The organism is Allobosea lupini (assembly GCF_900109525.1).
Taxonomy (GTDB): domain Bacteria; phylum Pseudomonadota; class Alphaproteobacteria; order Rhizobiales; family Beijerinckiaceae; genus Allobosea; species Allobosea lupini.
Genome location: NZ_FOAN01000004.1, coordinates 112155 through 135565, shown reverse-complemented (window position 1 = coordinate 135565; position 23411 = coordinate 112155). Strand labels below are relative to the sequence as shown.

Genomic DNA, 23411 nt, shown 5'->3' with positions numbered 1-23411 from the left:
AGCGCATGGCTGAGAGGATTGCCTGATCGCCCTCTCATCCGCGACAGTTCCAACCGGGACGGAACGGCGGAGCAGGACAGCGCATGGTCGACTGGACGAAGGGACGCGGCGAGGCACAGGCGATCGCCGAGCCATGGACGCGGCAAGGCGGACCGGGCGGGGCGATCGTGCTGTTCGATCGCGAGGGAGTGCGCGAGAGCGCAAGCGGCGGCTTCGCGGTGATCGAGCACCGCCTCCCGTTCACGCCCGACACCCAGAACCGGTTGGCCTCGATCAGCAAGCACATTTGCGGCGCCCTCCTGTTGCGTGAGGGGGTATCGCTGGAGGAACCGCTCGCCAGCTTCATCCCTGAGCTACCCCAGGCACTTGGCGCCGTGCCGCTCGGCCGGGCGCTCGACATGACCGGCGCGCTGCCGGACATGATGGAGGCGCTCTGGCAGCAGGGAACGCCGTTCACCGCGAGTCTGGCCGCCTCCGAGATCTTCGCCGCTGCCTGCCGCCTGCCCGGGCTCAACGGCGAGCCAGGCAGCGAGATGGCCTACTCGAACACCGGCTGGCGCCTGGCGCAGGCGATCCTGGAACGTCGGACCGGCAAGGGCGCCGCGCAACTGGTCGAGGAGCTGATGGCGCCGGCCACGCTGCCGATCCGCTTCGTCTCCGACGAGAGCGAGGTCGTCCCCGGGCTCGCTACCGGCTACTGGCATGACGGGCAGGGCTGGCGGCGCGGGTTTTACGGCTTCAATTTCTCGGCTTCGGGCGGCATGGCCGGCAGCGCGGCCGGGCTGGCGCGCTGGGCGGCGGGGCTGATGGCCGGGCGCGAGCCGTATGCCGGGCTGCTCGACCGGCTCGCCGCGCCGCGCCAGTTCGCCGATGCCAGCCAAAGCGGCTACCGGCTCGGCTTGGTCGCGAGCCGGCTCGGCAAGACGCACATCATCGGTCATGGCGGCTCGCTGACGGGCTATCGCAACCACATGCTGATGGCGCCGGAGCTGGGCGTCGGCGTCGTCGTGCTGACCAATCGCGAAGAGGATGCGCTCTGGCCGGCGCTGCGCGTGCTGGCGGCGCTGCTCGGTGAAGCGCTGCCTGACGATCCCGAGCATGTTCCGGCCGGGCTATACGCGGCCGAGGACGGGCCGTTCTGGGCCGAGTTCGCTGCCGGCGCGATCAGCGTCATGGGCGGCTATGAGAAGCTGGTCTCGGATGGCGACGGCGGCCTGCGCAGCCTGCCGGCCTATCTCGACATTGCCCTGAAGCCCGATCCCGACGGCGCGTTCAGCGGCCGGATCGGCGGTGTCGCGCGCCGGCTGCTGCCGGTGCCGCCCGAGACGATGCTCGACGAGCGCCTCGTCGGGCGCTGGCGCGATGAACGGCTCGAGGTCGAGATCACGATCAGTGCCGACGGCACCGCATCCTGGCCCTGGGCCGGGACGGTCGGCCTCACAACCCCGCTGACGCCGCTGCCCGGCGGGCGGGCGCTTGCCGACCTGAAGCATGGCCCGTGGCGGCATCGGCCTTGCCTCTGGCTGCAGCCGGACGGCAGCCTGCGGCTCGCCAGCCATCGTTCACGCATCCTGCATTTCCAACGTATCGAGGGAGGCCAGTCATGACCCGATCCCGCCTTGTCGCTGCTCTGTTCGGCACGACCGCGCTGCTGCTCGCCGCTGGAGCGCAGGCACAGCCGGCACCGAAAAACGTGCTGCGGATCGCGCCGCATGCCGATCTCAAGACGCTCGATCCCGTCGCCGCCTCGATCGTCATCACCCGCATGCACGGGCTGATGATCTACGAGACCCTGTTCGCCTGGGACGCCAATCTCCAGCCGAAGCCGCAGATGGTCGAGAGCTTCTCGACCTCGGACGACAAGCTCTCCTGGACCTTCACCTTGCGGCCGGGCCTGAAATTCCATGACGGCCAGTCGGTGACCACGCGCGACGTCATCGCCTCGCTGGCTCGCTGGATGAAGCGCGACACGATCGGCGGCAAGCTCGGCGAGTACACCGAAGGGATGGAGGCGAAGGACGAGCGGACCTTCGTGCTCAAGCTGAAGCGGCCCATGGCGCTGGTGCCGTTCGCGCTCGGCTCGGCGGTGGGCCAGATCCCGGTGATCATGCGCGAGGCGGATGCCGCGACCGACCCGATGAAGCCGGTGACCGAGACGATCGGCTCCGGCCCGTTCAGGTTCAACCGCGCCGAATGGCGCAGCGGCGCCAAGGTCGTCTACGACAAGAACCCCGATTACGTGCCGCGCTCGGAGCCGGCCGACGGGCTCGCCGGCGGGCGGATCGTCAAGGTCGACCGCGTCGAGTGGTTGATCATGCCGGACGCGGCGACGGCAGCGGCCGCGCTGCAGACCGGCGAGATCGACATCTGGGAGCAGCCGAGCCAGGACCTGATCCCGGTGGTCGCCGCGGCCAGGGACGTCAAGGTCGAACGCTATTCCAATCTCGCCAACCAGGTGATGCTGCGGCCCAACAGCCTGCATCCGCCCTTCGATAACCCCAAGGCGCGGCTCGCTCTTGCCTATGCCACCGACCAGGCCGAGTTTTTGGCCGGCGGCTTCGGCGACGAGGACTGGTGGAAGCGCTGCGCCGCTTATTTCATCTGCGGCGGGCCGAACGGCACGGAAGCCGGCACAGAGGGCTATTCCAAGCCCGATCTGGAGAAGGCGAAGCAATTGCTGGCGGAGGCCGGCTACAAGGGCGAGAAGCTGGTCCTGACCACCAGCAACGACATCGCCGCGATCGGCCGGATGGCCGAGGTCGCTGCCGCGCAGCTCAAGAAGGTCGGAATCAACGTTGACGTCCAGTTCTCCGACTGGGGCACCGTCACCACCCGCCAGCAGAACAAGAGCCCGCCGGACCAGGGCGGCTGGAACCTGTTCGTGACCTATGCCTCGGGCGCGACCATGCAGTCGCCGATGACCAATATCGGCACCAACATGGCCTGCGAGAAGGCCTGGGCCGGCTGGCCTTGCGATGCCGAAGCCGAGAAGCTGCGCGGCGCCGTGGTCGATGCGCCCGACGATGCCGCCCGCAAGGCGGCGGTCGAGGCATTGCACAAGCGCCTGGCCGAGGTGCAGCCCTATCGCGTGCTCGGCCAGTTCGAGCAGCCCTATGCCAGGCGCAGCACGGTCTCGGGCGTGCTGGCGGCGCCGGTGATGCTGTTCTGGAACGTCGAGAAGAAGTGAGTGCCCAAGGTCGACAGATCGGGCGTTAACCGGTTCCTGACCGATTGCGGGCGAGACTCGGGAGAACGATTCGCCTTCCTAGTCTCGTGAGACGCGTAATGGGTCAGGTCCTGATGGGTCAGGTTTTGCAGTTCCGCTTGAAGCCGCCAGCCGTCATGGGCGATGGCGATGCGCTCGACCTGATGTCGGCGATCGACTTCGCCTTGCGTGACCTCGCTGACATCACTCCGCATATCCTGCATGAGCCGAGCCGCGAGCAGGCGCGGCAGTGCCGGCAGATGCTGCAGGACGCTTTCGACGCCGCACTGCAGGCCGGCTGAGCTCAGTCGCGCCTGACATCGACGACATAGCCCTCGTCGTTGACGACGACGCGGATACCGTCGCCCTCATCGTCGATGCCCGAGACGATCCAGACGCCGCGGCGGCGGCTGACGTTCTCGACATCGACCACGCCGCGGCGGCGGGCGATGCGCACCGCGTCGCGCCGGCTGATGCCGTAGTCGCCGTCATCGTCGTCATAGGCGGGCGCGGGCGGCCGGGGCGCGCGCGGTGGCGGCGGAGCAAGATCGGGCGCCGGAGCGGGTCCCGGCCCCGGTCCAGGCCCGGGCGGGGGAACGGCTCGCGGCGGCGCGCCGATACCGCCGCTCAGAGCCTGAGCCATCACCGATCCCGTCGGAACGAGGCCGAGGCAGGCGGTTAGGACGAAGCGACGGGTCAGCATGGCCGATCTCCAGAAGAGGCTTGCCTTGCGTAAGCGGCGATTGGGTCGGAATCGGGACGGGATTGCGGGCGAAGCTGGCCTGTGACAGGCATCGCCAAAGCCAGTCCAGCAAGTGCGTGCAGCGGTTTCGCGTCCGCAATTGCGTGAGATTGCGGGACGAGAGGGAGATGCGGCGCATGCAAGCCTGGGCGATCGGCCTGATGACCGGAACGGTCCTCGACGGCAATATCGACATCGCCGCGATCCGCACCGATGGCACTGTTGTCGCCGAGTTCGGACCGTGGCGCCTCTCGCCCTATCGCCAGGAGGTCCGCGACCTGTTGGCTGAGGCGGTCCAGGCGGCGCTGGCCTGGCGCTTCGAAGGGCCGGAGCCTGCGATTTTCGCTGAGGCCGAGCGTGCCCTGACGCTGGCGCAAGGCGAAGCCGTTGCCGAGTTCCTTGCCTCTGAGGGCATCGCTTCGAGCGAAGTCGCAGCGATCGGCTTCCATGGTCAGACGGTGCTGCACCGCGCCCCGACCAGGGAGCGCAAGGGCGACACCCGTCAGCTCGGCGACGGGGCGCTCATGGCACGGCAGCTCGGTATCGACGTCGTCTACGATTTCCGCACCGCCGATGTCCGCGCCGGAGGCCAGGGCGCGCCGCTGGTTGCAAGCTATCATGCTGCGCTGATGGCCAGCATCGGGGCCGGGCAGGAGACGGCCGTGCTCAATCTCGGCGGTGTCGGCAATCTCAGCGCCTTCGCCGATGCCGAACGTGTCCTCGCTTTCGATACCGGGCCTGGCAATGCGCCGCTCAACGACTGGATCAAGCGGCACGGCAAGGGCGAGATGGACCGTGACGGCGCCTTCTCGCTTGCGGGCACTGTCGACGAGGCCAGGCTCGCGCTGCTGCTCGAGCACCGCTATCTCTTCGCGCCCTACCCGAAATCGCTCGATCGCTACGACTTCACCGCGGCCATGGCCGACGGCCTCACCTTTGAGAACGGGGCGGCGACGCTGACCGCCTTCACTGCCGGTGCCGTCGGGCGTGGGCTCGACTTGCTGCCGGTCAGGCCACGGAGGCTGATCGTTTGCGGCGGCGGGCGGCGCAACCCGGCGATCATGGCGGCGCTCAATGCCCGCACGGGCACGCAGGCGGTTCCAGCCGAGGCGGTCGGCTGGCGCGGCGATGCGATCGAGGCGGAGTGCTTCGCCTTCCTGGCCATGCGCCGCAAGGCCGGCCTGCCGATCTCCTTCCCGCTCACCACCGGCGTCTCGGAGCCGATGACGGGCGGGCGGATCGCAAGAGCCGGATCCGGCCCGGATTGAAGCAATCTGATTGCAACGCACTCCCGCGGGCGTTGACGGCGCGCGCCAGCGAGGGTTCAAGGGCGGCATGAGCAAGTTCGCCTTCGAGCCCCTCGCCATCCCGGCCGTCGTGCTGATCAAGCCGAAGAAATTCGGCGATGCGCGCGGCTACTTCCTGGAAACCTATAGCGTCGAGGCCTTCGCGGCCGCCGGCATCGATGCTGTCTTCGTCCAGGACAACCAGTCGCTTTCGGTGACACGTGGCGTGGTGCGTGGCCTGCATTTCCAGGGGCCGCCGGCACCGCAGGCCAAGCTGATCCGGGTGCTGAGGGGCGCGATCTTCGACGTTACCGTCGATATCCGCGTGGGCTCGCCGAGCTATGGCAGATGGTGCGCGACGACGCTCACCGCCGAAGGCGCGGAGCAGCTCTTAGTGCCGCGTGGCTTCGCGCATGGCTTCTGCACGCTCGAGCCCAATACCGAGGTCGTCTACAAGGTCGACGGACCCTATGCGCCGGAGACCGAGGGCGGCATCGCCTGGAACGACCCTGATCTCGCGATCGATTGGCCGGTCGCAGCCGCCGAGGCGCAGCTCTCCGGCAAAGACGCCGCCCTGCCCGGCTTTGCCGGTTTTGCCAGCCCGTTCCGCTACGAGGCCCGGCCGTGAAGCGCTATCTCGTCACCGGCGGGGCCGGCTTCATCGGTTCGGCCGTGGTGCGCCACCTGATCCGGCAGACGCCGCACCAGGTGCTGGTCGTCGACAAGCTGACCTATGCAGGCAATCGCGACAATCTCGAACCGGTCTCGAACGATCCGCGGCTCACCTTCCTCCAGGCCGATATCGGCGACGTCGCGGCGATGCGGCAGGCCTTTGCCGAGTTCCGACCCGACATCGTCATGCACCTGGCGGCCGAGAGCCATGTCGACCGCTCGATCGATGGGCCGGCCGCCTTCATCGAGACCAATGTCGTCGGCTCCTTCGTGCTGTTGCAGGAGGCGCTGCGGCACTGGCGCGCCCTGCCGCCTGCCGAGCAGGCCAGCTTCCGCTTTCATCAGATCTCGACCGACGAGGTCTTCGGCTCGCTCGGCGAGGACGGGCTGTTCAGCGAGACCTCGCCATACCAGCCGAACTCGCCCTATTCGGCCTCGAAGGCAGCCTCCGATCATCTGGTGCGAGCCTGGCACCACACTTACGGCCTGCCGGTCGTGCTCTCGAACTGCTCGAACAATTACGGGCCCTATCACTTCCCCGAGAAGCTGATCCCGCTGATGATCCTCAACGCGCTCGAGGGCAAGGACCTGCCGGTCTACGGCTCCGGTGCCCAGATCCGAGACTGGCTGCATGTCGAGGACCATGCCCGCGCGCTCGCCCTGATCGCCGAAAGCGGGCGGGTCGGCGAGAGCTACAATGTCGGCGGCTCGGCCGAACGCAGCAATCTCGAGGTGGTCAAGGCGATCTGCGCGCTGATGGACGAGCTTGCGCCCGATGCCGCGCTCGGCTCGCGCGACAACCTGATCCGTTTCGTCGCCGACCGTCCCGGCCATGATCAGCGCTATGCGATCGATGCCAGCAAGATCGGGCGCGAGCTCGGCTGGCGGCCACAGGAGAGCTTCGAGAGCGGGCTGCGCAGCACGGTCGCCTGGTATCTTGGGAATCGTGACTGGTGGGGCCGGATCCGCTCCGGCGTCTATCGCGGCGAGCGGCTCGGCGCCGGTTGAGATTTGCGCGCCGGGCCGGCCCCTGGAACCGGCCCGCGGCAATCATCGGAAAAACACGCGCCCCAAGCCCGGCTCCTTACGGAAGCGGGCATCCCACCGACCCTATGCGCGTGGTGTGGCCTGTTGCGCCTATGCAGCGCAGCAGGCGTGAGCCTTCGGCTTGTCCTCGTATTCGTCGTGGCGCTTGACGAAGCTCAGCGTCGAGGTCTCGTTGCGGCCCTTCGGCGCGCGGTCGAGGATCATCAGCGTCGCCAGCATCTCCTCGCCGCCGCGAGCGTAGCCCGAATAGGTGTGGAACACCTCGCCCGCCTCGTTGCGGATGAAGGAGCTGAGGCCGGGCAATTCGTCATGGGCCTGCTCCGACGGTGTCTGTGTGAAGTTGTAGAGCACCGCGCCCTCGGCCAGCTCTTCCTGGGTGAAGGAGACGTGGTGGTCGAAGTTGAAATCGCCGCCGAAGGACGAGACCCACGGCACGCTCCAGCCCATGCGCGTCTTGTAGGCCTCGATCTTGGCAAGCGGCGCCCGCGAGATCATCACCAGCGTGACGTCGTGGTTGTTGAGATGCGCCAGCGTACCGCCGAGATGATCGGCCATGAAGGAGCAGCCGGGGCATCCCGCCTCCCAGTCCGGCCCGAACATGAAATGGTAGACAACCAGCTGGCTGCGGCCGTCGAACAGCTCGGCCAGTGTCTTCTGGCCCGTGGGCGTGTCAAAGACGTAAGTCTTGTCGACCCTGACCCAGGGCAGGGCCAGCCGCTCGGCATTGATCTCGTCGCGCAGCCGCGTGAACTCCTTCTCGCGGGCGAGCAGGGCCTTGCGCGCATCCAGCCAGTCGGACCGGGAAACCACCTGATGCTCCATCATCGCCTCCTTGCAGCACCCAACCCTTCAGCCTATTCTTAATGAGTTGATATCAACATATCTGAACGATGTCAAAATCAACGGAAGCGCCCATCGAATCCCTCGTCCCCTTCGCCACGACGCTGCATGTGCGCGACCATTGCCTGTGCCTGCACATCCAGCGCGCGGCGCGGACGCTGGCGCGATTGTTCGACGAGGCGCTGCGGCCGGTCGATCTGACCAATCAGCAATTCTCCCTCCTGATGTCGCTGAACCGGCCGGAGCCGCCGCCGCTCGGCCCGGTCGCGAATCTGCTCGGCATGGACCGGACGACGCTGACCGCGGCGCTGAAGCCGCTGGAGCGTCGCGGCCTCGTCGTCGTGACCGCCGGCGAGAAGGACCGCCGCAGCCGGCTCCTGGCAATTACGCCGGAGGGAATTGCGCTGCTCGCGAGAGCCATGCCGATCTGGCAGCGCACGCATGACGAGGTCGATGCCCGTCTCGGCGACTTCGAACCGGCCAGGCTCAGGCAGGCGCTTCAGGCCGTGTCATAGCCGGGCCACATCACCCCGGCTCAATGGCGGGCCTTCCGACAGATGATCCCGACGCAAGGAGCAAGGCATGCCCCAGATGATCTTCGTCAACCTGCCGGTGAAGGACCTCGAGGCGTCGAAGGCGTTCTTCACGGCGCTCGGCTTTTCCTTCAATCCGCAATTCACGGACGAGACCGCCGCCTGCATGGTTATCAGCGACACGATCTTCGCGATGCTGCTGACCCATGAGAAATTCGCGAGCTTCTCGCCGAAGCCGATCGCCGATACCAGCCAGTCGCTGGAGGTCCTGATCGCGCTCTCCCGGGACAGTCGCGAGGCGGTCGATGCGATCGTCGCGGCGGCACTCGGGGCCGGCGGCACGACCTTCAGCGAGCCGAAGGATTACGGCTTCATGTACGCCCATGGCTTCCTGGATCTCGACGGCCATGTTTGGGAGGTGATGTGGATGGACGAGAGCGCGACGCAGCAATAACCCGTCTGGCAAGGCCCATCAAACAATCGGGGGCGCGGCATTGCTGCCGCGCCCCTTTTGCACGTCCGAGCCGGGAGGAGGGGGCTCAGCCGCGCTTGGGGGGAGACGCTGGCCAGCTCTTGATCAGCGTGTCGTAGTCGATCGTCTCGCCCTTCGGCTTCTCATTGGCGAGCTTGCGCTGCGGCGCCAGCGTGCCGGCCTTCTCGGCCTTGGCGAACCACTCTTCCGCCGTGGTGCGCGGGTTGAGCTTCGGCCCGCAATCGCCTTGCACGCCGGAGCGTTCCAGGCGCTCCATCACGGAGTCCTGCGCCGCTGCCAGCGCATCCATCGCCGCCTGCGGCGTCTTGGCGCCGGAGGAGGCGTCGCCGATGTTCTGCCACCAGAGCTGGGCGAGGCGCGGATAGTCCGGGACGTTGTTGCCGGTCGGGGTCCACTGCACGCGCGCCGGCGAGCGGTAGAACTCGATCAGCCCGCCGAGCTGCGGAGCGCGTTCGGTGAAGCTGTTGTCCCAGATGTCGCTCTCGCGGATGAAGGTCAGGCCGACATGGCTCTTCTTCAGGCTGACCGTCTTCGAGACGATGAACTGCAGATAGAGCCAGGCCGCCTTGCGGCGCTCGACCGGGGTCGAGTTCAGCAGGGTCGCCGATCCCGCGTCCTGGTAGCCGAGCTTCATCCCGTCCTTCCAGTAGGCACCCTTGGGCGAGGGCGCCATGCGCCATTTCGGCTTGCCGTCCGAGCTCATCACCGGCAGGCCGGGCTTGACCATGTCGGCGGTGAAGGCGGTGTACCAGAAGATCTGCTGGGCGATCGTGCCCTGCGCCGGCACTGGTCCGGACTCGCCGAAGGTCATGCCCTGCGCCTGCGGCGGGGCATATTTCTTCAGCCAGTCGACATATTTGGTGATCGAGTAGACCGCTGCCGGGCCGTTGGTGTCGCCCCCGCGTTCGACTGCGGAGCCGACCGGACGGCAGCCCTCCATGCGGATGCCCCATTCGTCGACGGGGAGGCCGTTCGGGATGCCCTTGTCGCCATTGCCGGCCATGGAGAGCCAGGCGTCGGTGAAGCGCCAGCCGAGCGAGGGGTCCTTCTTGCCATAGTCCATATGGCCGAAGACCTTGGTGCCGTCGATCTCCTTGACGTCGTTGGTGAAGAACTCGGCGATGTCCTCATAGGCCGACCAGTTCACGGGCACGCCGAGATCGTAGCCGTATTTGGCCTTGAACTTCTCCTTGAGGTCGGCGCGCTGGAACCAGTCGTAGCGGAACCAGTAGAGGTTCGCGAACTGCTGCACCGGCAGCTGGTAGAGCTTGCCGTCCGGCCCGGTGCCGAAGGACTTACCGATGAAGTCGTCGATGTCGAGGTTCGGGTTGGTGACGTCCTTGCCTGGGCCGGCCATCCAGTCGGTCAGGTTGGTCGCCTGCTTGTAACGGAAATGCGTGCCGATCAGGTCGGAATCGTTGATCCAGCCATCATAGATGTTCTTGCCGGACTGCATCTGCGTCTGGATCTTCTCGACCACGTCGCCTTCCTGGATCAGGTCGTGCGTCAGCTTGATTCCGGTGATCTCGCTGAAGGCCTTGGCCAGGGTCTTGGCCTCGTATTCATGCGTGGTGATCGTCTCCGAGACGATGTTGATCTCCATGCCGGCGAAGGGCTTCGCGGCATTGATGAACCATTCCATCTCCTTCATCTGCTCGTCCTTGGAGAGCGTCGAAGGCTGGAACTCGCTGTCGATCCATTTGCGTGCCTCTTCGGGGCCGGCGAGGGCCGGTCCGGCGGCGAGCGTCAGCGCGAACAGGCTGGCGCCGGCGAGGCAGGAGAGGTGTGTCTTGAGCGTCGTCATCGTTGTCCTCCGATGTTCCCTTTGGAATGCCGCCCGTTCTCCGGGTTCGGTCGTTTCTTGTTCTTGGGCTTGCCTCCTCAGACGAAGCGGAACACCGCCGCGGCATAGAGGAGTGCGAGGCCGGAAGCCCACCACAGCGGCTGGCCGACGATGCCGAGCCAGGCGAGGTGAATGAAGGCGCTGCCGAGCAGCGAAATGAAGAGCCGGTCGCCGCGGGTGGTGGCGATCCCCAGCACGCCGACGCGCTCGGTCTCGGGCCGGAAGATCGCGAGCAGCGTCAGGACCAGGAGCAGGCTGGCGATGCCGGCGAAGAAGACGCCGGTCTGCCAGGTCCAGGCCATCCAGTTAAGTTCCATCACACCCTCCCCAGGGCGAAGCCCTTGGCGATGTAGTTGCGGACGAACCAGATCACGAGCGCGCCGGGGATCAGCGTCAGCACGCCGGCTGCCGCGAGCACGCCCCAGTCCATGCCGGCGGCCGAGACTGTTCTGGTCATGGTCGCGGCGATCGGCTTGGCGCTGACGCTGGTCAGCGTGCGCGCCAGCAGCAATTCGACCCAGGAGAACATGAAGCAGAAGAAGGCGGCGACGCCGATGCCGGACGCGATCAACGGCATGAAGATCTTCACGAAGAAGCGCGGGAAGGAATAGCCGTCGATCGCTGCGGTCTCGTCGATCTCGCGCGGCACGCCGGACATGAAGCCTTCGAGGATCCAGACCGCCAGCGGCACGTTGAACAGGCAATGGGCGAGGGCGACCGCGAGCGGCGTGTCGAACAGCCCGATCGCCGAATACAGGTTGAAGAAGGGCAGCGCGAACACCGCCGGCGGCGCCATCCGGTTCGACAGCAGCCAGAAGAACAGGTGCTTGTCGCCGAGGAAGCGGTAGCGCGAGAAGGCGTAGGCGGCCGGCAGCGCGAAGGCGAGCGAGAGAGCTGTGTTCAGCGCCACATATTGCAGCGAGTTGATGTAGCCGTTGTACCAGCTCGGATCGGTGAAGATTTTGGCGTAGTTGTCGAGAGTGAAGGTCCGCGGCCAGAGCGTCAGCGCGTTGGTGATTTCGGTGTTGGTCTTGAAGCTCATGTTGACGAGCCAGTAGATCGGCAACATCAGCGCAATGAGGTAAAGGGCAAGGATCAGCCGGCCGCCGCGCATCAGCCCCTCCCCGCTTCGGAGTCGGCCCGCGCATCGGCGGTGGTCATCACAGTGTAGAACACCCAGCAGACCGCGAGTATGATCAGGTTGTAGACGATCGAGAGCGCCGCGGCCTTTCCGAGGTCGAACTGGCCGAGGGCGAGCTTGACCAGCTCGATCGAGAGGAAGGTCGTCGAATTGCCGGGGCCGCCGCCGGTGACGACGAAGGGCTCGGTGTAGATCATGAACGAGTCCATGAAGCGCAGCAGCACGGCGATCAGAAGCACGCGATTCATCTTCGGCAGCTGGATGGTGCGGAACACGGCCCAGCGCGAGGCACCGTCGATGCGCGCTGCCTGGTAATACGCGTCGGGGATCGACTTCAGGCCGGCATAGCAGAGCAGCGCCACCAGCGAGGTCCAGTGCCAGACATCCATCACGACGATGGTGAACCAGGCAGCGACCGGGTTGGCGACATAGTTGTAGTCGATGCCGAGGCCGTTCACCGCCGCGCCGAACAGGCCGATGTCGCCGCGCGCGAAGATCTGCCAGATCGTGCCGACCACGTTCCACGGGATCAGCAGCGGCAGCGCCATCAGCACCAGCGTCGCCGAGACCGCCCAGCCCTGGCGCGGCATCGACAGCGCGACGAGGATGCCGAGCGGGATCTCGATCGCAAGGATGATCGCCGAGAAGGCGAGGTTGCGCCAGAGCGAGTCGTAGAAGCGCGAGCCGAGATCGCTCTTCGGGTCGAGCAGTTCGGCGAACCAGCCGACGCCGTTCCAGAAGAACTGGTTGTTGCCGAAGGAATCCTGGACGGAGTAGTTCACCACCGTCATCAGCGGGATCACCGCCGAGAAGGCGACGATCAGCAGCACCGGCAGGACGAGCAGCCAGGCCTTCTGGTTGACCGGCTTCATGGCTGGCCTCCCGGCAGCGCTTGCCCCTTCACCAGATGGCCGTCGCTGTAGATGTGGATCTGGCCCGACTGCAGCGCGAGCATGGCCTGATCGCCGTCGAAGCTCGCGCCCTCCGGCACGCTCGCGGCAAGCTTGAGGCCATCGAGCTCGACGCGGGCGATGCGGGCGCGGCCGATATCATCGATGCGGGCGATCCTGACCGGCAGCCCTGCGCCGCGCGGGGCAAGCGTCGCGTATTCCGGCCGGATGCCGAGCTCGACCTTGCCGGCAAGGGCCGGATAGTGCCTCGCCAATGCGATCTCCTGCCCGGCGAGACTGGCCCGCGCGCCCTCGACCTTGCAGGGCAGCACGTTCATGCCGGGCGAACCAATGAAATGACCGACGAAGGTGTGGGCGGGGTGCTGGAACAGCTCCTCCGGCGTGCCGGTCTGCACGACGCCGCCATCATGCATCACCACCACCGTGTCGGCGAAGGTCAGCGCCTCCGTCTGGTCGTGGGTGACGTAGATCATGGTGAGGTCGAGCTTGCGGTGCAGCTCCTTCAGCATCGAGCGCAACTGCCATTTCAGATGCGGGTCGATGACGGTCAAAGGCTCGTCGAACAGGATCGCGGCGACGTCGGGCCGCACCAGCCCGCGCCCGAGCGAGATCTTCTGCTTGGCGTCGGCCCCGAGACGGCTCGCCTTGCGGTCGAGCGCCGATGTCAGATCGAGCAGGCCGGCGATCTCGGCGACGCGGGGCTCGATCTGAGCCTTCGGGACGCCGCGGTTCTTCAGCGGGAAGGCGAGGTTCTCGCGCACCGTCATCGTGTCGTAGACGACCGGGAACTGAAAGACCTGGGCGATGTTGCGCGCCTCGGTCGGCAGCTGCGTCACGTCCTTGTCGTCGAACAGGATGCGCCCGCGCGTCGGCACGACGAGGCCGGAGATGATGTTGAGCAGCGTGGTCTTGCCGCAGCCGGAGGGGCCGAGCAGGGCATAGGCCCCGCCCTGGCGCCAGACATGGTCGACCTCGCGCAGGGCATAGTCCTGCGGCCCCTGCGGATCGGGCTTGTAGGAATGGGCCAGCTTGTCGAGCGTGATCCTCGCCATGTCACGCCGCCTTTGCCGGAGCTGCCGCCGCCAGCCTGCCGGCGGCGTCGAACAGGAAGATTCGGGCAGGGTCGAGCCAGGCGGTCACGGTCGTGCCCGGCTCCAGGCGGCGCACGCCCGGCACCAGCGCGATCAGCCGGTGGTCGCCGACATCGAGATGGACGAAGGATTCCGAGCCGGTGATCTCGGAGACCGAGACGCTCGCCTGCAGTTCGATCGCAGGCGCCGGCAGCGCGTCGAGCGCGAGATGATGGGCACGGAAGCCGATCGTATAGGCGCCATCCGGCACGCCGGCGAAGGCGCCCGTCGCAGGGATGCGCTGGCCGGTCGAGAGCCTGACCTCGCTGCCCTGCTTGATCCCAGAGAGCGTGTTGAGCGGCGGGTCGGAGAAGACCTGCGCGGTCACAAGGTCATGCGGCTGGCGATAGACTTGCGCCGTCGGGCCGAACTGCGTCACCCGTCCCTGGAACAGGGTGGCGGTATTGCCGCCGAGCAGCAGGGCCTCGCTCGGTTCGGTGGTGGCGTAGACGAAGATCGCGCCGGATTCGGCGAAGATGCGCGGCAATTCCTCGCGCAGTTCCTCGCGCAATTTGTAGTCGAGATTGGCGAGCGGCTCGTCGAGCAGCACGAGCTCGGCGCGCTTCACCAGGGCGCGGGCGATCGCGGTGCGCTGCTGCTGGCCGCCGGAGAGTTCGAGCGGCTTGCGCTGGAGATAGGGCTCGAGCCGCAGCAGCGCCGCCGCGCTCTTCACCCGAGCGTCGATCTCGCTCGCCGGCAGGCCGGCGACGCGCAGGGGCGAGGCGATGTTCTCGTAGACCGACAGCGCGGGGTAGTTGATGAACTGCTGGTAGACCATCGCGACATTGCGCTTCTGGACCGGCAGTCCGGTGACGTCGCGGCCCTCGACCACGACCTTGCCGCTGCTGGGTGCGTCGAGCCCGGCCATCAGGCGCATGAGAGAGGTCTTGCCGGCGAGCGTCGCGCCGAGCAGCACGTTGAGCGATCCCTTCTCCAGCGTCAGCGAGATGTCGGCGAGCAGGGTCTGCGCGCCGCGCGTCAGGCTGAGACTGTCGAGGGTCAGGCTCATCCTCGCACCTCCATCCGGGCGGAAGCGGGTGGCGCAGCCTTCGCGGCCATATAATCGTCGAGCGCCCGACGCTGTTCGGGCGAAAAGCGCAGGCCGAGCTTGCTGCGCCGGAACAGCACATCCTCGGCGCTGACCGCCCATTCCTGGTTCATCAGCCAGGAGACCTCGCGCTCGGTCAGGTCTGCGCCGAAGACCCTGCCGAGATCGGCCATCGCCTTGGCGCCTTCGAGCAGCGTCTCGGCACGGGTGCCGTAGGCCCGGGCGAGCCGGCGCGCCAGCTTGCGGTCGAGCCAGGGGCGGGCGGCGGCGATGCGCTCGACCAGCCCCTCGAAGCCCTCGACCGGGAAATCGCCGCCGGGCAGATGCGCTACGGCCGTCCAGGAGGGCGCGCGCAGCGCCGGTACCGCGGCGGACAATTTCTCGACCGCCGCCTCGGCAAGCCGCCGCGCGGTGGTGATCTTGCCGCCGAAGACCGAGAGCAGCGGCGCCGAGCCGGCCGGCTCGTCCAGCGTCAGCACATAGTCGCGCGTCGCCTCCTGGGCCTTGCTGGCGCCGTCGTCATAGAGGGGGCGCACGCCGGAATAGGTCCAGACCACGTCCTCGCGCTGGATCGGCTTGCGGAAATATTCGCTCGCCGCGGCGCAGAGATAGGCGATCTCGTCCTCGCTGGCGGCGACCTTGGCCGGATCGCCGTCATAATCCTTGTCGGTGGTGCCGATCAGGGTCAGGTCGCCCTCATAGGGGATGGCGAAGATGATGCGGCCGTCGGCGTTCTGGAAGATGTAGCAGCGCTCGTGCTCGAACAGGCGCGGCACCACGATATGGCTGCCCTGGACCAGCCGCACCGAAGCCGGGCGGTTGCTGGCGACGATGCCGTTGAGCACGTCGGCGACCCAGGGGCCGCCGGCGTTGACCAGCACGCGCGCGCTGGTCTCGGCTCGTGTTCCGTCCGCAGCTTCCGTCGTCACGACCCAGAGATCGCCCTGGCGGCGTGCGCCGATGACCTTGGTCCGCGGCAGGATCCTGGCGCCGTGCTCGGCCGCATCGCGGGCGTTGAGCACGACGAGGCGGGCATCCTCGACCCAGCAATCGGAATATTCGAAGGCGCGCCCAAAGCGCGGCTGCAAGGGTTCGCCGGCCGCGTCGTGCCTGAGGTCGAGCGAGCGGGTCGCCGGCAGCAGCTTGCGGCCGCCGAGATGGTCGTAGAGGAAGAGGCCGAGCCGCAGCATCCACCAGGGCCTGAGGCCCGCATGATGCGGCAAGACGAAGCGCAAGGGCCGGATGATGTGCGGCGCGGCGCGCCACATCACCTCGCGCTCGGTCAGCGCTTCGCGCACCAGCCGGAACTCGTAGTGCTCGAGATAGCGCAGCCCGCCATGGATCAGCTTGGTCGAGGCCGAGGAGGTCGCGCTGGCAAGATCGCCCTGCTCGAACAGCACGACCGAGGCGCCGCGCCCTGCCGCATCGCGCGCAATGCCGCAGCCGTTCACGCCGCCGCCGATGATGGCGATGTCGAACACCGGAGCCGTCACGCGATCCCTCCCGCAGGCACTCCTGCGAGTGCCTCTTCAACGTACGGTAGAGCGTGATTTTCTTGCGTGCAACGGGAAAACGAAAGCGAAAGCGAAAATCCTAGCTTTCACTTTCGGCATGAAGGGTTGCCCCATTCAGCGTTTCGGTTTCGACCACGCTGATGCCCTCGCTGCGGCAGAGCTCGCGCAAGGGCGGCGGGCCGAGCCGATCGGTGACGAAGACGTCGACATCGCGCAGATGGCCGATACGCACCGGGGCGGAACGCTCGAACTTGGTGCTGTCGGCGACGAGCAGGCATTGCCGGGCGTTCTCGATGATCGCTTGCGAGACGCGCACCTCGCGATAGTCGAAATCGAGCAGCGCCCCCTCCTCGTCGATGGCGGAGGTGCCGATCACGGCATAGTCGACCTTGAACTGGCGTATGAGGTCGACGGCGGCGGCGCCGATCACGCCGCCATCGGAGCGCCGGACCGGTCCGCCGGCGACGATCACCTCGATGTTCTGGTGCGGGTAGAGCAGCGTCGCGACATGCAGGTTGTTGGTGATGACGAGCAGGCCGTGATGGTCGGAGAGCGCGCGCGCCACCTCCTCGGTCGTCGTGCCGATATTGATGAACAACGAGGCGTCGTTCGGGATCAGCGCCGCCGCGGCCTGGCCGATCGCCGCCTTCTCCTCGCGGGCGATGAAGCGGCGCGCCTCATAGGCGAGGTTCTCGACCCCGGACGCGACCAAGGCCCCGCCATGCACGCGCGACATGATGCGCTGGTCGCAGAGCTGGTTGAGGTCCTTGCGGATGGTCTGGGCGCTGACCTCGTAGCGCGCCGCGAGATCCTCGACATTGACCCGCCCCTGAGCCCGGGCCAGCGCCACGATCTCGCGCTGGCGTGGCGTGATGCTCTCCATGTCGGGCTCCTCGTGACGTGGCGCCAAGCTGACCGGGCTGCCCGACAGCGTCAACCGCTCATGGTTCGGCGGCTAAGGGTTTCTGCGGACTCGACGCCGCCATGACTCCGGGCGCATGTCAAAAGACATGGGCGTTTGACAGGCACTGCGCTAGCGGTCGAATTGTAGCGTCTTCATCCCGACTCGAAAGCCCGCTTGTGCCGACACAGCTCAACAAGGATGCCCGTTTCCTGAGTGCCGTGCTGTCCGCGTCGGACGACTGCATCAAGGTCATCGGCCTCGACGGCACGCTCGAATTCATGAGCGAGGGCGGCCAACGCGTGATGGAAGTCCAGGATTTCGAGAAGATTCGGGGCTGTCCCTGGGTTCAGTTCTGGCAGGGAGACGGTCATGCCGATGCTGAGGCGGCGCTCGCCGCGGCGCGGGCAGGCCGCAGCTACCGCTTCCAGGGCCCGGCCGATACTGCTGCGGGCAATCCGCGCTATTGGGACGTTCAGGTCTCGCCGATCGTCGGGCCGGACGGCAAGCCCGAAGCGATCCTCTCGGTTTCGCGCGACATCACGCAAATGCATGCGGGTGAGGAGCGCTATCGCCTGCTCGCCGGCGAGTTGAACCATCGCATCAAGAACCTGCTCGCCATGGTCTCCGGCATCGTCAACCAGTCGATGCGCGGCTCCAACGAGCCGCTGGACATGGTCAAGCGCCGCGTCTCCGACCGTTTGCAGGCGCTGGCGGCGGCGCAGGACGTGCTGATGATGGCGAGCCGCCACGGCGCCGATCTCAGGCAACTGGTCGAAGTCGTGCTGTCGCCGCATCGCTCCGGCGAGCGGCTCGCAGTCGACGGCCCCTCGGTGACGCTCTCCTCGAAATGCGCGCTGGCGATGGCGCTGGCCCTGCACGAGCTTGGGACCAATGCCGTGAAATACGGAGCGCTCTCGCAGGATGGCGGCCATGTCGACGTCTCCTGGAGCAACCAGGGCGGCGAGTTCCATTTCCGCTGGCAGGAAAGCGGCGGGCCGCCGGTGACCGCTCCACAGCGGCGCGGCTTCGGCTCGCAGATGATCGAGAAGGTGCTCGGCAGCTATCTGGGCGGCACCGCGAAGATCGATTTCGCGCCCGATGGCATCATCCTTTCGCTCGATGCGCCGACCGCGGCGCTGTCGGAAAGCTAGCGAGCCGCGGCCCCGAGGTCGCCCAGGTCCGCGCTTTGCCGACCGCGCCGGCCCGCACACCATCGACGCCAGCCGGGCCAAGGCCTTCACCTCGGTTTCGGCCAAGAACAACAATGGCGCCATGGCCGAGGGCCGCTGACAACAATGCTGGCGCCCGCAATCTCGTCCACATCCCCGGCTTCCTGCTGCTCGGCGGCGGCGTGCCGGTTAAGGCCGGTGACGAGGTCACCGCCGCGGTCGGCGTTGGCGGCGCCCCGGGCGGCCATCTCGACGAGGAATGCGCCAATGCCGGCCTGCAGGCGCTCGCCGCCAAGCGGAAGTGACCGGTCTTCTGTGAGGGGGCCTCAGGGCCGTTGCCGCAAGGCAACGGCCCTGATCGTGTCAGGCGGCAGGTTTCGTCGCGACGGCACGTGTTGCCTCGCTCGGCATCGCCTTCAGCGTCGCAGCCCAGAACGCCAGCGCGATCGCGGCGATCGCCGCACCGAGTAGGCTGACGCCGGTCCAGCCGGCTTGCGCATAGACCAGCGTCGAACCCGACGATCCCAGCGCGCTGCCGATCGAATAGAACACCATGTACCCGGCGGTCAGCCGGCTCTGCGCCTCCGGCCGCACGCGATAGATCATGGCCTGGTTGGTGACGTGCACCGCCTGCAGGCCGAAATCGAGGATCAGCACGCCGGCGATCAGGAACAGGATCGACTGCGGCAGAAGCCCGATTGGCAGCCAGGCGATGAGCATCAGCGCGAGCGCGATGCCGGTGAGGCGCTGGCCATGGCCGCGATCGGTCCAGGCGCCGGCCCGCGCCGCACCCAGCGCACCCGCAGCTCCGGCGAGGCCGAACAGGCCGATCGCCGTATGCGACAGCGAGAAAGGTGGGGCCGCGAGCGGCAATACCAGGGGCGTCAGCAGCGTGGTGACGTCGGCGAAGATCAGCATGCCGATCACCGCCCGGATGCGCAGCACCTTCTCGTCGCGAAACAGGGTGAAGAGCGAGCCGATCAGGCGCGGATAGGAGAATTGTGCCGCTGCCTTGCTTTCGGCTGGCAAGACCCTGAACAGGACGATGGCGATGACCAGCGTCGCTCCCGCCGACAGCAGATAGACCGCTCGCCAGCCCGAGAGATCGGCCATCGCGCCGGCGATGGCGCGGGCCAGCAGGATGCCGAGCACGATACCGCTGGTGACCGAGCCGACGACCTGGCCGCGCTCTTCCGGCCTCGCCAGGCTCGCCGCATAGGCGACGAAGGCCTGCGTTACGACGGCGAGGAAGCCCATCGCCGCCATCGCCGCCAGCAGCATCGCGCCCGAGACGGAGAACGCGACGCAGATCAGTGCTGCGACCGAAAGCAGCGATTGCAGCACGACGAGCTTGCGGCGGTCGAGGAGGTCGCCGAGCGGCACCAGCAGGATCAGCCCGAGCCCGTAGCCGAGCTGCGTCGCTCCGATGACCAGGCCGACCGTGGCCCGCGAGAGCCCGAGATCATCGGCGATAATGTCGAGCAGCGGCTGCGCGAAATAGACGTTGGCGACGGCGAGCCCGCTCGCCACTGCAAAGAGCAGGATCATGCCGGCGGAAAGCGGTGCTGTCGGAGGGGGAGGCGATGGGCGTGCGTCAACGCTCGCGGCGCCGGCCGGCGCCGCCTCAAGGTCCAGTCGCATGGCGAAGCTCCGCTAGATAAGTTTCATAATGAAACTTATTGTGGTGTAGCGGTATCGGTTTTATCTTGCAACTGAAAGGTCGATCACGAAGCTTTTGAGGAGAGCAGCGCAGCGATGGTGAAGCGCCGCAGCCTGGTCAGCGATTATTGCCCGAGCGCCCGGGCGCTGGATGCGATCGGCGACTGGTGGTCGCTGCTGATCGTGCGCGACGCCTTCGACGGCATGACCCGCTTCGGCGAGTTCCAGAAGAGCCTCGGCATCGCCCGCAACATCCTGTCCGAGCGGCTGCGCACGCTGACGGCCCGCGGCATCCTCGAAGCCGTCCCGGCTGCGGCTGGAGGCGCGCGCCAGGAATACCGGCTGACTGCCAAGGGCCGTGATCTCTTCCCGGTGATGGTGGCGCTTCGGCAATGGGGCGAGCAGCATCTGTTCGGGCCCGGCGAGCGCCACTCCTCGCTGATCGAGCGCGACAGCGGCCGCAAGGTCACCCTGACCGTGCAGACCGACGATGGCCGCCCGATCGATGCCGATGGCGCGGTGATCCTGAAGGTGCCGGAGTCGGAAAAGCAGCGCTCTCCATCCTAGAGCATTTTCGAGCGAAGTGGACATCGGCTCGCATGAAGAAAATGCTATAAAACAAGGACTTGGAGCAATTTTGCGATTCGAAGAATTGCGGAATTGATCTAGTCGAGCGAGGCCGGCTCCGCCTGGGGCAGCTTGGCGCGGTAGAGCAGCTTCCAGGCGTCCGTCCCGAGCGCGAAATCCTTGCATTTGAGGTCGGCGAGCTTGCGGCCGGCTCTGGAGACGAGGATGCCGTCGCGGTCACCCTGGCCCCTGACGATGATCGAGTAGAGCGTGTAGCGGGTCTCGCCGCGGCTGAAGCGGACGATGTCGCCGGCGAATCCGGCATCGCCGACGACCGCGGTGTTGAAGGCCTGGTCCGGCGGCATGGGCGCCTCCGGATGGATCAGCTCGATCGCGCCCTTGCGGCCGAAGCGATAGGCGAGGCTGCCCTGGCTCGGGCCGAGGTCTGGGGAAGCGCAGAGCGAGGCGATCTTGCTGCCGATCGCGCAGGAGAAGATCGCGACCTCGCTAGCCTGGCACAGCGAAGGACGCGTATCGGCTCGGGCGGCGTTGCAGATGAGGGTGGCGAGGAGGGCAGCCGGAAAGCGCGAAAGCATCATTTCAGCCAGAGCCTGAGCGGAATCTTTCCGGCCTTGCCGCAATCGGCGAAGGCGACGCCGTCCTCGGTCAGGGTGCCGGTCACCGCGCAATTCTCTTCGCCGATCGCCAGCATCGCGGCATAGCGCCGGCCATCGCGCCGCAGGTTGAGGGTGCCGGTTTTCTCGGCGACCTCACCCGGCCCGCACAAGGCGAGATGCTTCAGTTTGACCGGGCCGGCGAAATCGCGCTTGCGCTTGGAGGCGGAAGGCTCCGCCTCGGCGAGTGTCGCCGTCAGCGCCCATTCGCCGGCATAGCCATAGCGGCCGGTCAGCTCGAGCGCCGTGGCCGCGGTCGGCAGCATCGGCAGCAGGACAAGGAGCAGATGCGCGCGCATGGTCCCTCGCAGCGGAAGGCGCCATGCTAGCCGCAGCCTGCGGCTCGCGCCAATCCAGGGCTGCACCCACTTCGCGGCGGCCTTGCGTCCCCGACTCTGGCGCATGGCCAAGCCGAGCCTTATCCTCGGGCATTCCCCAAGCACAGGACGGACAGGTGCCGATGGACAAGCGGGTCGAGACGCCGCCGACGCAGGCGGCGCTTTCTCATGCCGACATTCGGTCGATCCTGATTGGAATCATGCTCGCCATGTTCCTGGCGGCGCTCGACCAGACCATCGTCGCGACCGCGATGCCGACGATCGGCCGCGAGCTCGGAGACGTCGCCCACCTGCCCTGGATCGTGACCTCCTATCTGCTCGCCTCGACCGCGGTAACGCCGCTCTACGGCAAGTTTGCCGACATCCATGGACGCCGTGTCACCTTGCTTGGCGGAATCGCCATCTTCGTACTCGGCTCTCTCGCCTGCGCGCTCGCGCCGTCGCTCTGGCTGCTGGTGGTCGCGCGGTTCGTGCAGGGGCTCGGCGGCGGCGGACTGATCGCCATGGCGCAGACCATCATCGCCGACATGGTCCCGCCCAAGGAGCGCGGCAAGTACCAGGTCTACATCGCCAGCGTGTTCTTCTCGTCCTCGCTGCTCGGCCCGGTGCTTGGCGGGGTGATCTCGGAGGCGCTGCATTGGTCGGTGATCTTCTGGATCAACCTGCCACTGGGTCTCGGCGCCTACTGGATGACGCATACCGCGCTGAAACGCCTGCCGCGGCATGAGCGGCCGCACAAGCTCGACGTGCTCGGCGCGCTCTTGATGACCAGCGCGACGATGACCTTGCTGCTGGCGCTGTCCTGGGGCGGTACGCATTATCCGTGGGGCTCGCCCCCGATTCTCGGGCTGGTCGCCGGTTCGGTCCTGCTCTGGCTTTGCTTCGCCTGGCGCCTGCGCACCGCTGCCGAGCCGCTCATCCCGCTGGCGCTGCTCGCCAACCCCGTGGTTCGCGACGGCACCATCGCCGCCGGCTTCGGCATGGGCACGTTCATCGGCCTGACCATCTATCTGCCGCTCTACTTCGAGACCGTCGCCGGGCTCTCGGCAGCCAATTCCGGCATGGGCCTGCTTCCCCTGACCTGCGGCACGGTGCTTGGCGCCACGGCGTCCGGGCGGGCGATGACGCGGCTCAATCACTACAAGCGCGTGCCGGTGATCGGGCTTGCGCTGGCGCTCGTCGGCACCGCGATCCTGATCGCAACCGCCGGCCGCCTGCCGCTGATACCCTTTTCCCTGTTGCTCGGCCTGATCAGCATCTGCTTCGGCACGCTGCTGCCGGTCGCCACGGTCTCGATTCAGAACGCCGTCGCTCCGCACCAGCTCGGCACCGCGACCGGGACTGCGAACTTCTTCCGCCAGATCGGCGGAGCGCTGATCGTCGCGATCTTCGGCGCGATCGTGCTGGGGGGCATCGGCGCGAGCGGTGCCGGCCTTTCGGCCGAGACGCTCAAGGCCGGAGCGGTCGATCGCGAGACGATGATCCGCCTTTTCCAGTACGTTTTCGCCGCGACCTTCGCCGGATTCGCATTCGCGCTCATCTTCCTGCTACGCATGAAGGAGCTGCCGCTGCGGGGTTCTGCCCTCGCGGCTGCGAAGGAGGTGGCGGGCGAGTAGCGGAACGCCCGCATTCGTCGCGCGTTTGCCGCAAGCCCGTCACAGAGCGGCGGCAGCTTGTCTCGTCGCGTCAGAGGAG

Annotated in this window: 25 protein-coding genes; 12 read left to right on the top strand and 13 right to left on the bottom strand. The window is 67.1% G+C overall.

Annotated features, from left to right (window positions below; all coding sequences use genetic code 11):
* The first annotated feature begins 83 nt into the window (after positions 1–83).
* The 3 genes from BMZ21_RS13315 (at position 84) to BMZ21_RS13305 (ending at position 3507) form a co-directional block, all read left to right on the top strand.
* Positions 84–1607: a serine hydrolase domain-containing protein gene (locus BMZ21_RS13315; RefSeq protein WP_091834825.1), complete on the top strand. Its 1524-nt coding sequence runs from the start codon at positions 84–86 to the stop codon at positions 1605–1607.
* Positions 1604–3187: an ABC transporter substrate-binding protein gene (locus BMZ21_RS13310; RefSeq protein WP_091834821.1), complete on the top strand. Its 1584-nt coding sequence runs from the start codon at positions 1604–1606 to the stop codon at positions 3185–3187. The genes BMZ21_RS13315 and BMZ21_RS13310 overlap by 4 nt, the downstream gene beginning before the upstream one ends.
* 137 nt (positions 3188–3324) lie before the next feature.
* A complete protein-coding gene (locus BMZ21_RS13305) occupies positions 3325–3507 on the top strand; it encodes a hypothetical protein (RefSeq protein ID WP_143079705.1) in 183 nt (60 codons plus the stop codon).
* Between the two features lie 2 nt (positions 3508–3509).
* On the opposite strand, the gene BMZ21_RS13300 is transcribed toward BMZ21_RS13305, so the two are convergent.
* A complete protein-coding gene (locus tag BMZ21_RS13300) occupies positions 3510–3908 on the bottom strand; it encodes a hypothetical protein (RefSeq protein ID WP_091834816.1) in 399 nt (132 codons plus the stop codon).
* Between the two features lie 176 nt (positions 3909–4084).
* Between BMZ21_RS13300 and BMZ21_RS13295 the strand changes: the two genes are divergently transcribed.
* The 3 genes from BMZ21_RS13295 (at position 4085) to rfbB (ending at position 6913) form a co-directional block, all read left to right on the top strand.
* Positions 4085–5215 (top strand): anhydro-N-acetylmuramic acid kinase, encoded by a 1131-nt coding sequence (locus BMZ21_RS13295; RefSeq protein WP_091836017.1) that lies wholly within the window; start codon positions 4085–4087, stop codon positions 5213–5215.
* A gap of 67 nt (positions 5216–5282) precedes the next feature.
* Complete coding sequence (rfbC, locus tag BMZ21_RS13290) at positions 5283–5861, top strand: dTDP-4-dehydrorhamnose 3,5-epimerase (RefSeq protein ID WP_091834813.1); 579 nt, start codon at positions 5283–5285, stop codon at positions 5859–5861.
* Positions 5858–6913, top strand: a complete 1056-nt coding sequence (rfbB, locus tag BMZ21_RS13285) for a dTDP-glucose 4,6-dehydratase (RefSeq protein ID WP_091834810.1) — start codon at positions 5858–5860, stop codon at positions 6911–6913. The genes rfbC and rfbB overlap by 4 nt, the downstream gene beginning before the upstream one ends.
* Before the next feature lie 129 nt (positions 6914–7042).
* Here the strand turns inward: rfbB and BMZ21_RS13280 are convergent, their stop codons facing one another.
* A complete protein-coding gene (locus tag BMZ21_RS13280) occupies positions 7043–7774 on the bottom strand; it encodes a DUF899 domain-containing protein (RefSeq protein ID WP_091834807.1) in 732 nt (243 codons plus the stop codon).
* A 68-nt stretch (positions 7775–7842) separates the two neighbouring features.
* On the opposite strand from BMZ21_RS13280, the gene BMZ21_RS13275 reads away from it, so the two are divergent.
* Positions 7843–8307: a MarR family winged helix-turn-helix transcriptional regulator gene (locus BMZ21_RS13275; protein WP_091834804.1), complete on the top strand. Its 465-nt coding sequence runs from the start codon at positions 7843–7845 to the stop codon at positions 8305–8307.
* Between the two features lie 67 nt (positions 8308–8374).
* Positions 8375–8779: a VOC family protein gene (locus BMZ21_RS13270; RefSeq protein WP_091834801.1), complete on the top strand. Its 405-nt coding sequence runs from the start codon at positions 8375–8377 to the stop codon at positions 8777–8779.
* Between the two features lie 85 nt (positions 8780–8864).
* Here the strand turns inward: BMZ21_RS13270 and BMZ21_RS13265 are convergent, their stop codons facing one another.
* The 8 genes from BMZ21_RS13265 to BMZ21_RS13230 form a co-directional block, all read right to left on the bottom strand.
* Complete coding sequence (locus tag BMZ21_RS13265; protein WP_091834798.1) at positions 8865–10622, bottom strand: ABC transporter substrate-binding protein; 1758 nt, start codon at positions 10620–10622, stop codon at positions 8865–8867.
* A gap of 77 nt (positions 10623–10699) precedes the next feature.
* Positions 10700–10978 (bottom strand): DUF2160 domain-containing protein, encoded by a 279-nt coding sequence (locus BMZ21_RS13260; RefSeq protein WP_091834795.1) that lies wholly within the window; start codon positions 10976–10978, stop codon positions 10700–10702.
* Entirely contained in the window at positions 10978–11775 is a 798-nt protein-coding gene (locus tag BMZ21_RS13255) for a carbohydrate ABC transporter permease (RefSeq protein WP_091834791.1), read from the bottom strand. The genes BMZ21_RS13260 and BMZ21_RS13255 overlap by 1 nt, the downstream gene beginning before the upstream one ends.
* Positions 11775–12674 (bottom strand): carbohydrate ABC transporter permease, encoded by a 900-nt coding sequence (locus BMZ21_RS13250; RefSeq protein ID WP_091834788.1) that lies wholly within the window; start codon positions 12672–12674, stop codon positions 11775–11777. Before BMZ21_RS13250 ends, BMZ21_RS13255 begins: the two co-directional genes overlap by 1 nt.
* Positions 12671–13765, bottom strand: a complete 1095-nt coding sequence (locus BMZ21_RS13245) for an ABC transporter ATP-binding protein (protein ID WP_091834784.1) — start codon at positions 13763–13765, stop codon at positions 12671–12673. The genes BMZ21_RS13250 and BMZ21_RS13245 overlap by 4 nt, the downstream gene beginning before the upstream one ends.
* A 1-nt stretch (position 13766) precedes the next feature.
* Positions 13767–14852 (bottom strand): ABC transporter ATP-binding protein, encoded by a 1086-nt coding sequence (locus BMZ21_RS13240; protein WP_091834781.1) that lies wholly within the window; start codon positions 14850–14852, stop codon positions 13767–13769.
* A complete protein-coding gene (gene glpD, locus BMZ21_RS13235) occupies positions 14849–16384 on the bottom strand; it encodes a glycerol-3-phosphate dehydrogenase (RefSeq protein WP_091834778.1) in 1536 nt (511 codons plus the stop codon). The genes BMZ21_RS13240 and glpD overlap by 4 nt, the downstream gene beginning before the upstream one ends.
* A 100-nt stretch (positions 16385–16484) precedes the next feature.
* On the bottom strand, positions 16485–17288 hold the full coding sequence (locus BMZ21_RS13230) for a DeoR/GlpR family DNA-binding transcription regulator (protein ID WP_091834774.1): 804 nt from the start codon (positions 17286–17288) through the stop codon (positions 16485–16487).
* 197 nt (positions 17289–17485) lie between these two features.
* Between BMZ21_RS13230 and BMZ21_RS13225 the strand changes: the two genes are divergently transcribed.
* Both BMZ21_RS13225 and BMZ21_RS30830 read left to right on the top strand, forming a co-directional pair.
* Positions 17486–18460: a sensor histidine kinase gene (locus BMZ21_RS13225; RefSeq protein WP_167561632.1), complete on the top strand. Its 975-nt coding sequence runs from the start codon at positions 17486–17488 to the stop codon at positions 18458–18460.
* A 113-nt stretch (positions 18461–18573) separates the two neighbouring features.
* Positions 18574–18783 carry a heme-binding protein gene (locus tag BMZ21_RS30830; RefSeq protein WP_244543835.1) on the top strand — a complete coding sequence of 70 codons (210 nt, stop codon included), beginning with the start codon at positions 18574–18576 and terminating at the stop codon, positions 18781–18783.
* Between the two features lie 58 nt (positions 18784–18841).
* Here the strand turns inward: BMZ21_RS30830 and BMZ21_RS13215 are convergent, their stop codons facing one another.
* On the bottom strand, positions 18842–20119 hold the full coding sequence (locus tag BMZ21_RS13215) for an MFS transporter (RefSeq protein WP_091834768.1): 1278 nt from the start codon (positions 20117–20119) through the stop codon (positions 18842–18844).
* A gap of 114 nt (positions 20120–20233) precedes the next feature.
* On the opposite strand from BMZ21_RS13215, the gene BMZ21_RS13210 reads away from it, so the two are divergent.
* Positions 20234–20704, top strand: coding sequence for a winged helix-turn-helix transcriptional regulator (locus tag BMZ21_RS13210; protein WP_091834765.1), 471 nt, complete (start codon positions 20234–20236; stop codon positions 20702–20704).
* Positions 20705–20802: 98 nt separating this feature from the next.
* Here the strand turns inward: BMZ21_RS13210 and BMZ21_RS13205 are convergent, their stop codons facing one another.
* Both BMZ21_RS13205 and BMZ21_RS13200 read right to left on the bottom strand, forming a co-directional pair.
* The gene (locus BMZ21_RS13205) at positions 20803–21300 is read right to left on the bottom strand and encodes a hypothetical protein (RefSeq protein WP_143079704.1); all 498 of its coding nucleotides are present in this window, start codon (positions 21298–21300) and stop codon (positions 20803–20805) included.
* Positions 21300–21677: a hypothetical protein gene (locus BMZ21_RS13200; RefSeq protein WP_091834759.1), complete on the bottom strand. Its 378-nt coding sequence runs from the start codon at positions 21675–21677 to the stop codon at positions 21300–21302. Before BMZ21_RS13200 ends, BMZ21_RS13205 begins: the two co-directional genes overlap by 1 nt.
* Before the next feature lie 161 nt (positions 21678–21838).
* Here BMZ21_RS13200 and BMZ21_RS13195 point away from each other — a divergent pair, with 161 nt between their 5' ends.
* Positions 21839–23332, top strand: a complete 1494-nt coding sequence (locus tag BMZ21_RS13195; protein ID WP_091834756.1) for an MDR family MFS transporter — start codon at positions 21839–21841, stop codon at positions 23330–23332.
* Positions 23333–23411: the final 79 nt, after the last annotated feature.

Coding starts and splice junctions, on each gene's coding strand:
- BMZ21_RS13210 (WP_091834765.1), top strand. CDS start 20,234: ATGGTGAAGCGCCGCAGCCTGGTCAGCGATTATTGCCCGAGCGCCCGG.
- BMZ21_RS13255 (WP_091834791.1), bottom strand. CDS start 11,775: ATGCGCGGCGGCCGGCTGATCCTTGCCCTTTACCTCATTGCGCTGATG.
- BMZ21_RS13250 (WP_091834788.1), bottom strand. CDS start 12,674: ATGAAGCCGGTCAACCAGAAGGCCTGGCTGCTCGTCCTGCCGGTGCTG.
- BMZ21_RS13265 (WP_091834798.1), bottom strand. CDS start 10,622: ATGACGACGCTCAAGACACACCTCTCCTGCCTCGCCGGCGCCAGCCTG.
- BMZ21_RS13275 (WP_091834804.1), top strand. CDS start 7,843: ATGTCAAAATCAACGGAAGCGCCCATCGAATCCCTCGTCCCCTTCGCC.
- BMZ21_RS13230 (WP_091834774.1), bottom strand. CDS start 17,288: ATGGAGAGCATCACGCCACGCCAGCGCGAGATCGTGGCGCTGGCCCGG.
- BMZ21_RS13280 (WP_091834807.1), bottom strand. CDS start 7,774: ATGGAGCATCAGGTGGTTTCCCGGTCCGACTGGCTGGATGCGCGCAAG.
- BMZ21_RS30830 (WP_244543835.1), top strand. CDS start 18,574: ATGGCGCCATGGCCGAGGGCCGCTGACAACAATGCTGGCGCCCGCAAT.
- rfbC (WP_091834813.1), top strand. CDS start 5,283: ATGAGCAAGTTCGCCTTCGAGCCCCTCGCCATCCCGGCCGTCGTGCTG.
- BMZ21_RS13205 (WP_143079704.1), bottom strand. CDS start 21,300: ATGCTTTCGCGCTTTCCGGCTGCCCTCCTCGCCACCCTCATCTGCAAC.
- BMZ21_RS13295 (WP_091836017.1), top strand. CDS start 4,085: ATGCAAGCCTGGGCGATCGGCCTGATGACCGGAACGGTCCTCGACGGC.
- BMZ21_RS13240 (WP_091834781.1), bottom strand. CDS start 14,852: ATGAGCCTGACCCTCGACAGTCTCAGCCTGACGCGCGGCGCGCAGACC.
- BMZ21_RS13195 (WP_091834756.1), top strand. CDS start 21,839: ATGGACAAGCGGGTCGAGACGCCGCCGACGCAGGCGGCGCTTTCTCAT.
- BMZ21_RS13315 (WP_091834825.1), top strand. CDS start 84: ATGGTCGACTGGACGAAGGGACGCGGCGAGGCACAGGCGATCGCCGAG.
- BMZ21_RS13260 (WP_091834795.1), bottom strand. CDS start 10,978: ATGGAACTTAACTGGATGGCCTGGACCTGGCAGACCGGCGTCTTCTTC.
- BMZ21_RS13270 (WP_091834801.1), top strand. CDS start 8,375: ATGCCCCAGATGATCTTCGTCAACCTGCCGGTGAAGGACCTCGAGGCG.
- BMZ21_RS13245 (WP_091834784.1), bottom strand. CDS start 13,765: ATGGCGAGGATCACGCTCGACAAGCTGGCCCATTCCTACAAGCCCGAT.
- BMZ21_RS13200 (WP_091834759.1), bottom strand. CDS start 21,677: ATGCGCGCGCATCTGCTCCTTGTCCTGCTGCCGATGCTGCCGACCGCG.
- BMZ21_RS13215 (WP_091834768.1), bottom strand. CDS start 20,119: ATGCGACTGGACCTTGAGGCGGCGCCGGCCGGCGCCGCGAGCGTTGAC.
- BMZ21_RS13300 (WP_091834816.1), bottom strand. CDS start 3,908: ATGCTGACCCGTCGCTTCGTCCTAACCGCCTGCCTCGGCCTCGTTCCG.
- BMZ21_RS13310 (WP_091834821.1), top strand. CDS start 1,604: ATGACCCGATCCCGCCTTGTCGCTGCTCTGTTCGGCACGACCGCGCTG.